13 protein-coding genes and 2 pseudogenes are annotated in these 14,590 nt (G+C 62.0%); 14 read left to right on the forward strand and 1 reads right to left on the reverse strand.

From position 1 onward, the window contains the following. The first annotated feature begins 234 nt into the window (after positions 1-234). The 11 genes and pseudogenes from nagZ to AC0L16_RS28410 all read left to right on the forward strand — a co-directional run bounded on the left by nagZ (position 235) and on the right by AC0L16_RS28410 (position 9,563). Positions 235-1,254: a beta-N-acetylhexosaminidase gene (gene nagZ, locus AC0L16_RS28360; protein ID WP_473624666.1), complete on the forward strand. Its 1,020-nt coding sequence runs from the start codon at positions 235-237 to the stop codon at positions 1,252-1,254. A 126-nt stretch (positions 1,255-1,380) separates the two neighbouring features. Next, the gene (locus AC0L16_RS28365) at positions 1,381-2,181 is read left to right on the forward strand and encodes a segregation and condensation protein A (protein ID WP_287291308.1); all 801 of its coding nucleotides are present in this window, start codon (positions 1,381-1,383) and stop codon (positions 2,179-2,181) included. After that, positions 2,178-2,957, forward strand: a complete 780-nt coding sequence (gene scpB / locus AC0L16_RS28370; RefSeq protein WP_473624667.1) for an SMC-Scp complex subunit ScpB — start codon at positions 2,178-2,180, stop codon at positions 2,955-2,957. The genes AC0L16_RS28365 and scpB overlap by 4 nt, the downstream gene beginning before the upstream one ends. A gap of 179 nt (positions 2,958-3,136) precedes the next feature. Continuing rightward, positions 3,137-3,358 carry a twin-arginine translocase TatA/TatE family subunit gene (locus AC0L16_RS28375; protein WP_023802572.1) on the forward strand — a complete coding sequence of 74 codons (222 nt, stop codon included), beginning with the start codon at positions 3,137-3,139 and terminating at the stop codon, positions 3,356-3,358. A 29-nt stretch (positions 3,359-3,387) separates the two neighbouring features. Further along, a complete protein-coding gene (gene tatB, locus AC0L16_RS28380; protein ID WP_473624669.1) occupies positions 3,388-4,068 on the forward strand; it encodes a Sec-independent protein translocase protein TatB in 681 nt (226 codons plus the stop codon). 44 nt (positions 4,069-4,112) lie between these two features. Continuing rightward, a complete protein-coding gene (gene tatC, locus AC0L16_RS28385; RefSeq protein WP_292403010.1) occupies positions 4,113-4,922 on the forward strand; it encodes a twin-arginine translocase subunit TatC in 810 nt (269 codons plus the stop codon). Between the two features lie 76 nt (positions 4,923-4,998). Then, positions 4,999-5,685, forward strand: a pseudogene (locus tag AC0L16_RS28390) (serine--tRNA ligase); the annotation flags it as partial. 129 nt (positions 5,686-5,814) lie between these two features. Continuing rightward, positions 5,815-6,438: pseudogene (gene serS / locus AC0L16_RS28395) on the forward strand (serine--tRNA ligase); the annotation flags it as partial. Next, positions 6,438-7,196 (forward strand): 5'/3'-nucleotidase SurE, encoded by a 759-nt coding sequence (gene surE / locus AC0L16_RS28400; RefSeq protein ID WP_473624670.1) that lies wholly within the window; start codon positions 6,438-6,440, stop codon positions 7,194-7,196. The pseudogene serS and the gene surE, both read left to right, overlap by 1 nt. Next, complete coding sequence (locus tag AC0L16_RS28405; RefSeq protein WP_473624671.1) at positions 7,193-7,858, forward strand: protein-L-isoaspartate(D-aspartate) O-methyltransferase; 666 nt, start codon at positions 7,193-7,195, stop codon at positions 7,856-7,858. The genes surE and AC0L16_RS28405 overlap by 4 nt, the downstream gene beginning before the upstream one ends. A gap of 199 nt (positions 7,859-8,057) precedes the next feature. Then, a complete protein-coding gene (locus AC0L16_RS28410; protein WP_473624673.1) occupies positions 8,058-9,563 on the forward strand; it encodes a peptidoglycan DD-metalloendopeptidase family protein in 1,506 nt (501 codons plus the stop codon). A gap of 251 nt (positions 9,564-9,814) precedes the next feature. Here AC0L16_RS28410 and AC0L16_RS28415 read toward each other — a convergent pair whose 3' ends face one another. Then, positions 9,815-10,690: an ATP-binding protein gene (locus AC0L16_RS28415; RefSeq protein WP_473624675.1), complete on the reverse strand. Its 876-nt coding sequence runs from the start codon at positions 10,688-10,690 to the stop codon at positions 9,815-9,817. A 278-nt stretch (positions 10,691-10,968) separates the two neighbouring features. Between AC0L16_RS28415 and yajC the strand changes: the two genes are divergently transcribed. The 3 genes from yajC to AC0L16_RS28430 all read left to right on the forward strand — a co-directional run bounded on the left by yajC (position 10,969) and on the right by AC0L16_RS28430 (position 14,589). After that, on the forward strand, positions 10,969-11,307 hold the full coding sequence (yajC, locus tag AC0L16_RS28420; RefSeq protein WP_023802565.1) for a preprotein translocase subunit YajC: 339 nt from the start codon (positions 10,969-10,971) through the stop codon (positions 11,305-11,307). Between the two features lie 324 nt (positions 11,308-11,631). After that, entirely contained in the window at positions 11,632-14,184 is a 2,553-nt protein-coding gene (secDF, locus tag AC0L16_RS28425; RefSeq protein WP_473624676.1) for a protein translocase subunit SecDF, read from the forward strand. Between the two features lie 15 nt (positions 14,185-14,199). Beyond that, complete coding sequence (locus AC0L16_RS28430; RefSeq protein ID WP_473624677.1) at positions 14,200-14,589, forward strand: Mth938-like domain-containing protein; 390 nt, start codon at positions 14,200-14,202, stop codon at positions 14,587-14,589. Position 14,590 lies beyond the last annotated feature (1 nt).

A 14,590-nucleotide genomic window follows, 5' to 3' on the forward strand; every position in this document is an offset into this window, starting at 1 on the left:
CCGCAACGATGCTATCAACCTGTCCACCAAATACATGGCTGCCGGGGGAAATTGTTTCGTGTCGCGCTAACAATTTTAAAATCTCCCCCCCCCCCTGGGGCCTAAATAACGGGCGCGGTCACAGACCGCGCCGGTTTTCCATGTGGAAGTGAGTTCTTGTGGAAGGAATTCCGGCTCAAGCGATGTGGCTCGATGCGATTCCCTTTGTCTGCGTGAAGCTCTAAACTCCCGCTCATGACCGAATCAAAATCCATGATCCTTGGCTGCGCCGGGAAATCGCTCACACGCGACGAAATCAATTTCTACCGCAACGAATGCCCGTGGGGATTCATCCTGTTTGCCCGCAACATCGGCGAGGCCGAGCAGATCCGCGATTTGGTCGCCGCGATGCGCGATTGCGTCGAGCGCCCGGACGCCCCGGTGTTCATCGACCAGGAAGGCGGCCGTGTGCAGCGTCTGCGGCCGCCGCTGGCACCGAATTATCCGGCTGGTGGCGCGCTCGGCGCTTTGTGGCGCAACGATCACGACGCCGGCAACCGCGCTGCCTGGCTGATGGCGCGGCTGCATGCTTTCGATCTGCTGCGCTACGGCATCACGGCTGATTGCCTGCCGGTGCTCGACGTACCGATCGAGGGCGCCAGCGACGTCATCGGCGCGCGCGCCTATGGCAAGGAGCCCCGCGCCGTCATTGAACTGGGTCGCGCCGCGGCGGAGGGCCTGATGTCGGGCGGGGTGCTGCCGGTGATGAAGCACATTCCCGGGCATGGACGGGCCTTTGCCGACACGCATTTCGAACTGCCGACCGTCGATGCCTCGATGAGCGACTTGCAGCGGCATGATTTCGCCCCGTTCAGGGAGCTCAATCATTTGCCGATGGCGATGACGGCGCATGTCGTCTACAGCGCGATCGACCCGAAAAACCCGGCCACGATCTCCGGCAAGGTCATCGACGAGATCATCCGCGGCGAAATCGGCTTCGACGGGCTGCTGATGAGCGACGACACCTCGATGAAGGCACTTTCTGGGGATTTCCCGACAAAGGCGGCGGCGATCCTTGCGGCGGGCTGCGATCTGGTCCTTCACTGCAACGGCGTTTTCGAGGAGATGGTCGGCATTGCGTCGCGCACAACGGGGCTTGAAGGCACGTCGCTGCAACGCGCGCAACGGGCGCTGACCTATATCAAGAACCGCGATCGGGCTGATGAAGCCGAGATACGCGCCGAATTCGCCACCTATTTCGGTGCGGTGGCCTAGACCATGATGCCGAAAGGTGGGAGCCGGTTTTTCGGAACAGACCACGGTCAAACAAGAAGTTAGAAGCAAAGGACGCGACAGGCAGTGGCGGAAACGTTGGACAGCAAGGCCGGCAAGGCCGCACCGATGGACCGTCTTTGGGCCGAGAACGACGATTCGCGGCTGACCGGCGATCCCGCGCTGGTCGTCGATGTCGACGGTTTCGAGGGCCCGCTCGATCTTCTGCTGCATCTTGCCCGCAACCAGAAGGTCGATCTGTCGCGCATCTCGATCCTGGCGCTGGCAGAGCAATATCTGGCCTTTGTCGAGAAGGTGAGGGCGCTCAGGCTGGAGCTTGCGGCCGACTATCTGGTGATGGCGGCGTGGCTGGCGTTTCTCAAGTCGAAGCTTTTGATCCCCAAGCAACCCGGCGACGACGGCGAAAGCGGCGAGGAACTGGCGGCGGTGCTGCAATTCCGGTTGAAGCGCCTAGAAGCGATGCGCGACGCGGCGGCACGCCTGGTCAATCGCAATCGGCTCGGGCGCGACGTGTTCGCCCGCGGCATGCCGGAAATGGTCATTGTCGAGAAACGCAACGCCTATTCGGCCTCGCTCTACGATCTGCTGACCGCCTATGCGGCGCAACGCCAGAAGCAGGCGATCACCAATGTGACGATCGCCAGGCGCGGTGTGTGGTCGCTCAAGGATGCGCGCGACATCCTGAACAGGCTGATCGGCACGCTTGCCGACTGGACGGCGCTGGACAGTTTCCTGGTCGAATATTTGACCGACCCGGACGAGCGGCGTACCGCGGTTGCCAGTTCGTTTGCGGCGACGCTGGAACTGGTGCGCGAAGGCAAAATGGAAATGCGGCAGGACGACGTGTTCGCGCCGCTCTATCTGCGCGGACGTGCGCAAGGCATCAGGGCAGTTGAGGTGGCATCATGAGCGAGCGAGCCAACGCTTCGGTCATTCCGTTCAAGGTCGATGACGAGACCGAAGACGGCGTGCTCGCCGATGTGCCGGCAGAAAGTCAGGCCCAGAGCTTGTCCCTGAATCCCGGCGAGCGGCTGCATATGGCGGAAGCTGTGCGCATGGCCGAGGCGATCGTTTTCGCCAGCGCCGAACCGGTCAGCGAAAAGCAGCTTGCCGCGCGCCTGCCCGACGGTATCAATATTGCCGCGGCGATGGCTGAACTGCAGCAGATTTATTCGCGGCGTGGCGTCAATCTGATGCGCGTTGGCGATGCCTGGGCGTTCCGCACCGCCGGCGATCTCGCTTTCCTGATGAGCCGCGACACGGTGCAGCAGAAGAAACTTTCCCGTGCGGCGCTCGAAGTGCTGGCGATCATCGCCTACCACCAACCGGTGACGCGCGCCGAGATCGAGGATATCAGAGGCGTCGAGACCTCGAAGGGCACGCTGGACACGCTGATGGAGAGCGAATGGGTGAAGATGCGCGGCCGGCGCCGCACGCCCGGCCGTCCCGTCACCTACGGCACCACCGACATCTTCCTCGACCATTTCGCGTTGGAGGAGATCCGCGATCTCCCCGGCATGGAGGAATTGAAGGGTGCCGGGCTGCTTTCGGGCCGCATGCCGTCGAATTTTTCCATTCCGATGCCGCCGGCCGACCCGGACGCGCTGACCGATGACGAGGATCCGCTGACCGACATCGATCTTGAGGAACTCGGCCTGTTGACGCCGCGCGTTGAGGAAGATTGACCGCAAACGACGTGCCGAAAGCGATTGGTATTTAGCGGCTGCGCCGATAGGTAGCGGGCTGAGGCGCCGAAACTGCGTGACTTCGGCCACTCATTTATAAACTCTGTCGCGGTTGTGTTTGAATCCCGGCGTGAAAGCGCATAGATCATCGTCAGAGAAAACTTTCGAGAGAGATTGTTATGGGTTCATTTTCGATTTGGCATTGGCTGATCGTGCTGGTGATCGTGCTGCTGGTGTTCGGTCGCGGCAAGATCCCCGAGCTGATGGGTGACATGGCCAAGGGTATCAAGAGCTTCAAGAAGGGCATCGCCGACGACGAGGTTGCCGAGGACAAGCGCACCGTCGAGCACCGTGCCGACGAAACCGTTTCGGCAGCGAAGGAAAAGGCCAGCAAGAGCTGAGCCCAAAACTTTAGTCGGAACGTATCGCCATGTTCGACATCGGCTGGACCGAGATGCTGGTGATCGCGATCGTCATGATCGTGGTCGTCGGGCCCAAGGATTTGCCCAAGATGCTGCGCACTTTCGGCCGCACGACGGCGAAGATGCGCGGCATGGCAGCCGACTTCCAGAAACAGTTCAACGATGCGCTGAAGGAGGCCGAGCTTGACGACGTCAAGAAGTCGGTCGATTCACTCAGAAGCCTCAACCCGGCCGCCGAGATCAGGAAACAGCTCAACCCGTTCGAGCAGGCGGCGGCCGACGTCCGTTCAGGCGTCGACGCGGTGATGAAGCCGAAGCCGGCCGCAGACCCGGTCGCGCCGGCTACTCCGACGCCGCAGGATACCGAACTGAACAATGGCGCGACGGTGCTGCCGGGCGTCAAAGCCCCGGAAGCGGCGCCGGCGGCGCCGACCTTTCCGGCGATGACCGATGGTTCGGTGACACCGCCTGTCGCGACGGCGACGCCGGCCGCATCGCAAAAGGCCTCGGCGGCGAAGACGAAGGGCGCGCCAGCGAAAGCGATGCCGACCTCCAAGGCCGCAGCGAAGCCTGCGGCAAAACCTGCTGTGATAAAGACCGCGGCTAAAAAAGCCGAGCCGAAGCCTGCACCGGCAGCGGTGAAGAAGCCGGCTGCAGCCGCCAAAAAGACGGCGGGAGCCGCCAAGTGAGCATTTCGGAAAAGGACGAGATCGACAAGTCGGCGGCTCCGCTGATGGAGCATCTGATCGAGTTGCGCCGGCGGCTGATGTGGTCGATCGGCGGGTTCTTCGTCGCCTTCCTGTTCTGCTTCTTCTTCGCCAAGCAGTTGTTCAACCTGCTGGTCATCCCGTTCAAATGGGCGACGCAATGGGCAGGGCTCGACCCGCACAAGGTCGAGCTGATTTACACGGCGCCGCAGGAATTCTTCTTCACACAGGTCAAGCTGGCGATGTTCGGCGGCATGGTGATCGCCTTCCCGCTGATCGCCACGCAGATCTACAAATTCATCGCGCCCGGCCTCTACAAGAATGAACGCAACGCCTTCCTGCCGTTCCTGATCGCTTCGCCGATCCTGTTCCTGATGGGCGCGTCGCTGGTCTATTTCTTCTTCACGCCAATGGTGATGTGGTTCTTCCTCGCCATGCAGCAGACCGGCACCGACGACCAGGTGCAGATTTCGCTGCTGCCGAAAGTGTCGGAATATCTCAGCCTGATCATGACGCTGATCTTCTCCTTCGGCTTGGTGTTCCAGTTGCCGGTGGTGACCAGCCTGATGACGCGGGTGGGCATGCTGTCGTCCGAGGCGCTGGTCGAAAAGCGCAAATGGGCAATTGTCATCGCCTTCGTCGTCGCGGCTATTCTGACACCGCCCGACCCGATAAGCCAGATCGGTCTGGCTGTTCCCACGATCCTTCTCTACGAGGTTTCGATCTGGTCGGCCCGGCTGATCGAGCGCAGCAAGGAACGGGAACGTCTGGCGCGCGAGAAGCGGGAGGCTGCGGAAGCGGCGGCCGAAAAGCCGGCGGACGCGTCGTCGACATAAGTGCATCTGCAAGACATCTTGCATCGGTCAAGGATGCGGTTTACGCCCCTCTAGCCTACTTGAGGACGAACCGACCATGCTTGACATCAAATGGATTCGCGACAATCCGAAGGCCCTTGTCGAGGCGCTCCAGAAGCGCTCGTGGCCGGCTGCGGAGGCGCAGTCCACGGTCGATGATCTGATCGCCAGGGACGAGGCGCGGCGCGAACATCTGACCGAGCTGCAGACAAGGCAGGAGCGCCGCAACGCTGCTTCGAAGGAGATTGGCAACGCCGTGCGTTCGGGCGACGCCGCCCTTGCCGAAAGGCTGAAGGCCGAGGTCGGCGAGATCAAGGCCTTCATCCAGAACGGCGAGGCGCGCGAACGCGAGCTCGACAAGGCGCTGAACGAGGCATTGGCGGTGCTGCCCAACGTGCCGCTCGACGACGTGCCGGTCGGCAAGGACGAGCACGACAACGTCGTCAAGCGCACCGTCGGCAAGGTGCCGGCCCGCCCGAACTGGGTGAAGGAGCATTTCGAGATCGGCGAAGCGCTCGGCATGATGGATTTTGAGCGGGCGGCGAAACTGTCCGGATCGCGCTTCACGGTGCTCAAGGGCGGACTGGCGCGGATGGAGCGCGCGCTCGGCCAGTTCATGCTGGACCTGCATACGATCGAGCATGGCTACGAGGAGATCCAGCCGCCGCTGATGGTGCGCGAAGAGGCGATGTTTGGCACGGGGCAGTTGCCGAAATTCAAGGTAGATTTGTTTGCTGCTTCTAATTTCTGGGCTGCCTATGAGGAGGCTCGTGAACAGCAATTCGCGGAATTTCGCGAGACTCGGCCATCTCAAGAGGAAATTCGAGACAGGTCGTTACGACGCCAGCGCGAGTGGGTCGAGAAGCTTGAGAATGACGAAATCAAGCCCAGCCACTATCTAATCCCCACGGCTGAAGTTCCACTTACTAACCTTGTTCGTGAGGAAGTCACCGCGCATGAAAAACTGCCGCTGCGCTATACGGCGCTGACGCCGTGCTTCCGCTCGGAAGCGGGCTCGGCCGGGCGCGATACGCGCGGCATGCTGCGCCAGCACCAGTTCTACAAAGTCGAACTGGTGTCGATCACCGACCAGGAATCGTCGCTTGCCGAGCACGAGCGAATGACCGAATGCGCCGAGGAAGTGCTGAAGCGGCTCGGCCTGCCGTTCCGCACGGTGACACTGTGCACCGGCGACATGGGCTTTGGCGCGCGCAAGACCTATGACATCGAGGTCTGGCTGCCGGGCCAGAACGCCTATCGCGAGATTTCGTCGTGCTCGGTCTGTGGCGATTTCCAGGCGCGGCGCATGGATGCCCGCTACAAGGACAAGGACGGCAAGGGCAACCGCTTCGTCCACACGCTGAACGGTTCCGGCACCGCCGTCGGCCGCGCTCTTATTGCTGTCATCGAAAACTACCAGAATGAGGATGGCAGCGTAACCATTCCTGAAGCGCTTCGGCCTTACATGGGCGGTCTGGAAAAGATCGAATCGAAATAATGCGCATCCTCCTGACCAATGATGACGGCATCCATGCCGAGGGCCTTGCATCGCTTGAACGCATTGCCCGCACGCTGTCGGACGATGTCTGGGTGGTGGCGCCGGAGCAGGATCAGTCCGGCTATGCGCATTCGCTGTCGATCTCGGAGCCGCTGCGCCTGAGAAAGATCGGCGAAAAGCACTTTGCCGTGCGCGGCACGCCGACCGACTGCGTCATCATGGGCGTGAAAAAAATCCTGCCCGCAGCACCAGACCTGATCCTGTCCGGCGTCAATTCCGGCGCCAACATCGCCGACGACGTCACCTATTCGGGCACCGTTGCCGGCGCCATGGAAGGCGCGCTGCTCGGCGTGCGCTCGATCGCGCTCAGCCAGGCTTATTCCTATGTCGGCGAGGATCGCCTCGTCCCTTACGAGACCACCGAGGCGCTGGCGCCGGCGCTGCTCAAAAAGCTGGTCGCCATGCCGCTGCCGGATGGTGTGCTGCTCAACGTCAATTTTCCGAATTGCCTTCCCGACGAGGTCGCCGGCACGGTGGTCACCGCGCAAGGCAAGCTCGTCCATAGCCTGTGGGTCGACGAGCGCCGCGACGGCCGCGGGCTTCCCTATTACTGGCTGCGCTTCGGCCGCGAGCCGGTCGAGGGCAAGCAAGGCACTGATCTCTATGCCATGCGCAATCGGCTGGTGTCGGTGACGCCCCTGCAGCTCGATCTCACAGCGCATGAAATTCGCGATCAACTGACCAAGGCGCTCGCATGAACCTGAACCATGGTCCGACGGTCGACGACCGCGAAGGCTTCGCCGCTTTCCTGCTCCGCCTGCGTGGCAAGGGCGTGGTGCCGAAGGCGCTGATCGCCGCCTTCGAGGCGACGCCGCGGCGCGGCTTCCTTTCCGCACAGTTCCATCCGATCGCCTGGTCCGACCGCATGCTGCCGATCGAATGCGGCGAGGCGATCGAGGGCGCCGATCTGCAAGCTGCGGTGATCGCAGCACTTGCCATCGAGCCGGGCAACCGGGTGCTCGAGATCGGCACCGGGGCAGGCTACACCGCGGCGGTGATGTCGCGGCTCGCCGCACGCGTCGTCACCATCGACCGCTACAAGACGCTGGTCGAGCAGGCCAAACAGCGCGTCGAGGCGCTCGGCATCGGCAATGTCATCGTGCGCCTGGCGGACGGCTCCAACGGACTGGCCAATGAAGCGCCGTTCGACCGTATCGTCGCATGGGCGGCCTTCGACAGCCTGCCGCGCTTCCTGCTCGATCAATTGTCGAGCGGCGGCATCGTCATCGCGCCGATCGGACCCGAGGAGGGCGAGCAGGTGCTGGCCAAACTGACCAAGGTCGGCAGCCGCTTCGAACGCGAGGACATCGGTCTCGTACGCCTGCAGCCGATCCTGCGCAGCGTAGCCGCCGTCATCTAGGATCTGTCGATATTCAGGTGATGCCCGCATCTCACCTGACTGGTCCGTCTCCGGCTTACCTGAGCTGAATCACGCCCGTCCGATGCAGCTTTAAATATTTTAAGAAAATTTGCGTCTGATTCTAGAGGTTTAACCGGCCGGTAACATTAACGCGCTTTAATCACGGTCAGTCTGTACCGGGTATCTGCGGGTAAATGCGATGCAATTCAGTATTTTGAAGGCAAACGGACGCAACCTGGCGCGGGGTATCGCCGTCCTGATGGTTGCGGGTACTGCGGCGGGATGCAGTTCCCAGGTCTCGCGGTTCAACAGCGTCGACGACGTCTTCACGTCGTCGACAAACAACCAGCGCGCCATCATCGACAAGCAGGACGCCGCCCAGCCTTATCCCGGCGATGCCGCCACGGTTTCGGCTGCGCCGCTCGACGGCAGCCACACCCAGTCGGTAAGCCGTTCAAGCCTTGAACCGGTCACGACGCAGCAATCGCCGCCGGTCGACCAGGCGCAGCCGGCTACCGCGTCGGCGCCCGCCGCCATTCCGGCCCGCACAGCTTCGGCGCCAGCCGCTCCCCGGGTCGACCGGACTGCGACCGGAACCGTGGCAAAGCCGTTCAAAGAGTCACGGCCCGATGCTCCGCGCATTGCGACGGCGGGCGGCGAACCGCGTGCAGCCGAGATCATCGTCAAGGACGGCGAGACCATTTCCGGCCTGTCGCGGCGCTACGGCGTGCCCGCCGACGCCCTGATGAAGGTCAATGGGCTAAGCGCGACCAACGGGCTGAAGGCCGGCCAGAAGATCGTCATCCCGGCCTATGGCTATTCGGGTAAGAAACCGGCGCCGAAGCTTGCCGACAAGCCTGCGAACGACACAAAACAGGATTTGCCGGCCAAGGCGCCGGAGATGGTGGCCGTGCTGCCGCAGCAGCCCAAGCTAAAGGAGGGCAAGTCCGCCGCGAAGGTGGATGCATCGGCCGCAGCCAGCCAGCCGAAGGACGCTGCACCCAAGGCGGCTGGTGCCGGTGGCTCCTACACCGTCCAGCAGGGTGATACGCTGTCGGCCATCGCCAGGAAGACCGGCGTCGGCGTGGTTGCGTTGAAGCGGGCGAACGGCATGCAGGACGGTCTGCTCAAGATCGGCCAGACATTGAAGGTGCCGGCCGGCGGCACCGCGACGGTGGCAAATGCCAAGCCGGCAAAGGTCGATCCGGTAACGACTGCCACCACCCCGCCTGCGGCAAAGACCACGCCGTCGGAAACGCTCGCCGCCTACACGCCGCCGAAGAAGGATGCGAAGGTCATCCAGCAGGCCGAGGACGACGATGCGGTCGCGCCAAACGCCACCGGTATCGGCAAGATGCGCTGGCCGGTGCGCGGCCGCGTGATCTCCAGTTTCGGCGGCGGCAAGGACGGTGTCGACATCGCCGTGCCGGAAGGAACGCCAGTCAAGGCGGCCGAGAACGGCGTCGTCATCTATGCCGGCGATGGCCTCAAGGAATTCGGCAATACGGTGCTGGTGCGCCACGAGAACGGTTTGGTCACAGTCTATGGCCACGCCCGTTCGATCGAGGTCCAGCGCGGCCAGAAGGTCAAGCGCGGCCAGGAAATCGCGCAGTCCGGCATGAGCGGCACCACCGACTCGCCGAAACTGCATTTCGAAGTGCGCAAGAATTCGGCGCCGGTCGATCCTTCGACCTATCTTGAATAAGAAAGTCGATCCTTCGACCTATCTTGAGGAGGGAAAGTCGCCCTTCGATCCAGAGTAGGCAAGACGATTCATCGACCTATCTTGAATAGAACAAGAAAAGCGATTGCGGGCCGCCTGACCTCCAGTCTGGCCCGCCGGCTCAGCCCGCTCCGCAAGGGGCGGGCTTTTTCAGTGGCTTTTCCGGACCATGATCTTGTCCGAAAACCGGGCTCCACTTTTTGCTACGCTGACCTTCGGTTCGGGATCATGGTCTAATCCTGGAGCGACTTGCCGAGCCGGCCTGCCAGATCCTGGGTGTACTGCCAGGCGACGCGGCCCGAACGGCTGCCGCGCGTCGTCGCCCATTCCAGTGCCTCGGCGCGCAGCGTCTCGGGATCGATGGCGAGTCCGTGATGGCGGACATATCCGTCGATCATGTCGAGATACTCGTCCTGCGAGCATTTGTGGAAGCCGAGCCAGAGGCCGAAACGGTCGGAGAGCGAGACTTTTTCCTCGACCGCTTCCGACGGGTTGATGGCGGTCGAACGCTCATTGTCGATCATGTCGCGCGGCAAAAGGTGGCGCCGGTTCGACGTAGCGTAGAAGATCACATTGGCCGGGCGGCCCTCGACTCCCCCTTCGAGCGCCGCCTTCAGCGACTTGTAGGACGTGTCGTCGTGGTCGAAGGAGAGGTCGTCGCAAAACAGGATGAAACGGTAAGGCGCTGCCTTCAGCACCGCCATCAGCTTCGGCAGCGTGTCGATGTCCTCGCGGTGGATCTCGATGAGCTTGAGCGGCAGATCCAGCTTTGCCGATGCGTTGACCGCCGCATGCACGGCCTTGACCAGCGAGGATTTTCCCATGCCGCGTGCGCCCCACAACAGCACGTTGTTGGCTGCGTAACCGGAGGCGAAACGCTCGGTGTTGTCGACCAGTATGTCGCGGACGCGGTCGACGCCGCGGATCAGACCGATGTCGACCCGGTTGACCTTGCGCACCGGCTCCAGATAGCCGGGATCAGCCTGCCAGACGAAGCAGTCGGCCCCGCCGAGATCGGTTTCCGGCACCGGGGGCGGGGCGAGGCGGGCGACCGCCTCGATCAGGCGGTCGAGCTTCCTGTTCAGGGCTTCGATGGTGCTGTCGGTCATTCTTGTCTTTTGTTTTTGCATTCAGGAAAGCAACGGAACCTGTCGATCCGGGCGGTTTCGGAACCGGCTCCAACCTTTTGTTAGGGCACGATCTTTTCCGAGAACCGCGCTCCGTCTTTCGGGACCATGCTCTAACACGGCTCAACCAGCCGGAAAAGCAGCTGAAATGCTCGGCCGCAGTTGCATTGGCAACTTTACCGACTATATTCCGGCCAAATTTCACGGGGCCGCCAAATTACCCGTTTGGCGGCTGTTTTTCAAAATTCAGGAGTACTTCGATGTTCGTGACACCGGCATATGCCCAAGGCGTCGGCACCTCCCCGGATATGTTCATCAGCATTTTGCCGTTTGTCCTGATTTTCGTGATCATGTATTTTCTGATCATCCGGCCGCAGCGTACGCAGTTGAAGAAGCGCGGCGAGATGCTGGCGGCGGTCCGCCGCGGCGATACGGTCGTCACTGGTGGCGGTTTCGTCGGCAAGGTGACCAAGGTGATCGACGACAACGAGCTCGAGATCGATCTCGGCGGTGGCACCAAGGTAACGGCGCTGCGTTCGACGATTGCCGATGTGCGCGTCAAGGGCGAGCCAGTGGCGAACCAGAACGCTAAGAAATAAACGGATTGTCGGCGAACGATCTGCGGATACATCCTGACCGACAAACGCCATTTGCTGTATTTTCGCGCTTCAGGACGACTGTGATCTGGCTGGCCACCTGTCACGGGGCGCCAACGATCTCGTGATGCCATTGCGCGCTGGTCGCTTGCCGACAAGATTGACAATAGTTGAAGAAAGCCCGATGGCAGCATCAAAGTGAACTGCCTTGTGCTTGACAATCACCTATGTGCCGACCACGGCGAGCCAGTGGCGAACCAGAGCGCCTAGAAATAACCCAATTCCAGGCGGAACGATCCGCCCGAACGCCCTGACGGACGACGCCATATGCTTTATTTCTCGCGCTTCAAGATGATCCTGATCTGGCTGGCTGTGGCCGCCACTGTGATCCTCGCTGCGCCCAATCTTTTTTCGGCGAGCACACTCGCCCAGCTTCCCGGCTGGGTGCCGAAGCGCCAGATGACGCTCGGCCTCGATCTGCAGGGCGGCTCGCATATCCTGCTCAGGATGGATCCGAACGATCTGATCAAGGATCGGCTGGAGACAACGCGCGACGAAATCAGGACGCGGCTGCGCGATGCCAAGATCGGTTATACCGGCCTTGCCGGATCAGGCCGGTCCGTGCAGGTCCGCATCACCGATCCCGGTCAGGTCGAAGCCGCCAAGACGGCGCTGAAGACATTGACCGACCCGGTGGCCGCCGGCCTGTTCAGCGGCGGCTCCGTCCAGGAAATGTCGCTGGATGATTCCGAGCCGGGTCTGCTCAAATTCGCATTCACCGATGCCGGCATCAAATACCGCACGTCGACGGCGCTGGCGCAGTCGCTCGAAGTCGTCGAGCGCCGTGTCAACGAACTCGGCACCACCGAGCCGATCGTGCAACGCCAAGGCGACGACCGCATTCTGGTCCAGGTGCCGGGCCTGCAGGATCCGCAACGGCTGAAGGACATTCTAGGCCAGACCGCCAAGCTGACCTTCCAGATGGTCGACCAGTCGATGCCGGTGCAGGACGCGCTCAACGGTCGTCCGCCGGCCGGATCCTCGGTGTTGTATTCGCAGGATGATCCGCCGGTTCCCTATCTGATCGAAAACCGCGTCATCGTTTCTGGCGAAAATCTCGTCGATGCGCAGGCGACATACAATTCCCAGACCAGTGAGCCGGTGGTCTCGTTCACCTTCGATTCCAAGGGGGCGGCGCGTTTCGGCCAGGCCACCTCGCAGAATGTCGGCAAGCTGTTTGCCATCATCCTCGACAATCAGGTGATTTCGGCGCCGCAGATCCGCGAACCGATCCTTGGCGGCAGCGGCCAGATCTCAGGCAATTTCACCGCAGAGAGCGCCAACGACCTCGCCGTGCTGTTGCGTGCCGGCGCGCTGCCGGCGACGCTGACGGTGATCGAAGAGCGCACGGTAGGCCCTGGGCTCGGCGAGGATTCCATTCACGCCGGCAAGGTCGCCGGCGTGATCGGCTCCATCCTCGTCGTTGTGTTCATGTTCGTGGCCTATGGCTTTCTCGGCTTCATTGCCAACATCGCGCTGGCGGTGCATGTGGCGATGATCATCGCCTTGTTGTCGTTGCTTGGCGCGACACTGACATTGCCCGGCATCGCCGGCATCGTGCTGACCATCGGCATGGCGGTCGATTCAAACGTTCTCATCTACGAGCGCATTCGCGAGGAGCGACGAAACGGTCGCTCGGTCATCCAGGCGATCGACACGGGCTTTTCCAAAGCGCTGGCGACCATCGTCGATTCGAATGTCACCTCGCTGATCGCGACCGTGGTGCTGTTCTGGCTCGGGACCGGGCCGGTGAAGGGCTTTGCCGTTACCTTCGCCATCGGCATTCTGACCACGGTGTTCACCGCCTTCACCTTCACCCGCCTGCTGGTGTCGATCTGGCTTCGCCGCGCCCGCCCAAAGGAATTGCCGCGCGCGCCGGTGACCTTCGTCCCGCCGGGCACGAAAATTCCGTTCATGGGCATCCGCCGCTGGACATTCGCGCTGTCCAGCGTGCTGTCGATCCTTTCGGTCGTGCTGTTCACGACCGTCGACATCAACTACGGCATCGACTTCAAGGGCGGTTCGTTGATCGAGGTCCAGGCCAAGGATGGCACCGCCGACATTGCCGACATTCGCGGCAGGCTTTCGGAACTCAACATCGGCGAAGTGCAGGTGCAGCAGTTCGGCGACCCGAACGACGTCTTGATTCGTGTCGGCACGCAGGAGGGCGGCGAGAACGCCGAACAGACCGTCATCGACAAGGTGCGTGGCGAGTTGCAGGACCATTACGATTTCCGCCGCGTCGAAGTGGTGGGACCGACGGTTTCCGGTGAACTCGCCAAGCAAGGCACCATCGCCATGCTGATCGCGCTGCTCGGAATCCTGATCTATGTCTGGTTCCGCTTCGAATGGCAGTTCGCGGTCGGCGCCATTATCGCCACGGTCCACGATGTGGTCATGACGATCGGCTTCTTCGTCATCACCGGTCTCGAATTCAACCAATCGTCGCTTGCGGCGATACTCACCATCATCGGCTATTCGCTCAATGACACGATCGTCGTCTATGACCGTGTTCGCGAAGACTTGCGAAAATACAAGCGGATGCCGCTGCCGCAATTGTTGAACAACGCCATCAACGAGACGCTGTCGCGAACGACGCTGACCTCGGTGACGACGATGCTGGCGCTGCTGGCTCTGGTGCTGTTCGGCGGCGAGGTGATCCGCTCGTTCACGCTGGCGATGCTGTTCGGCGTCGTCTTCGGAACCTATTCGTCGATCTTCATCGCCGCGCCATTGCTCATCCTGTTCAAGCTACGGCCGGAGACCGCGACGGCCGATGTGGAGAAGCCGGTGAGCGGCGGCAAAGCCATAGCAACCTGACGGGCGGCCAACGGGATGACCAAAGGCATTGTCATCCGGGAAGCGCATTTCCCCGGCCGGGCGCCGATCGAGGCCTATGGCAATGGCGGATTTCGCTTCGCCGATATGTCGCATCGCGGCTCGCTCCTGTGCCTGCCGTCGGGCATCTATGGCTGGGATCCGGCTGATCCCCTGGCAATGACGGCGGCGGATTTCGTCAAGCTGCTCAACGAGGCTGACCAGGTCGAGATCCTGCTGGTCGGCGCCGGCAAGGATGTCAGGCCGTTGCCGGCGGCGCTGCGTGCTGCGCTGAAGGCGGCGGGCATTGCGGCCGATCCGATGTCGACTGGTGCTGCCGTGCGGACCTACAATGTTCTCCTGGCGGAAAACCGTGCGGTGGCCGCAGCGCTGATTGCCGTCGAGTGAC

This window comes from Mesorhizobium sp. WSM4848 (genome assembly GCF_055811375.1).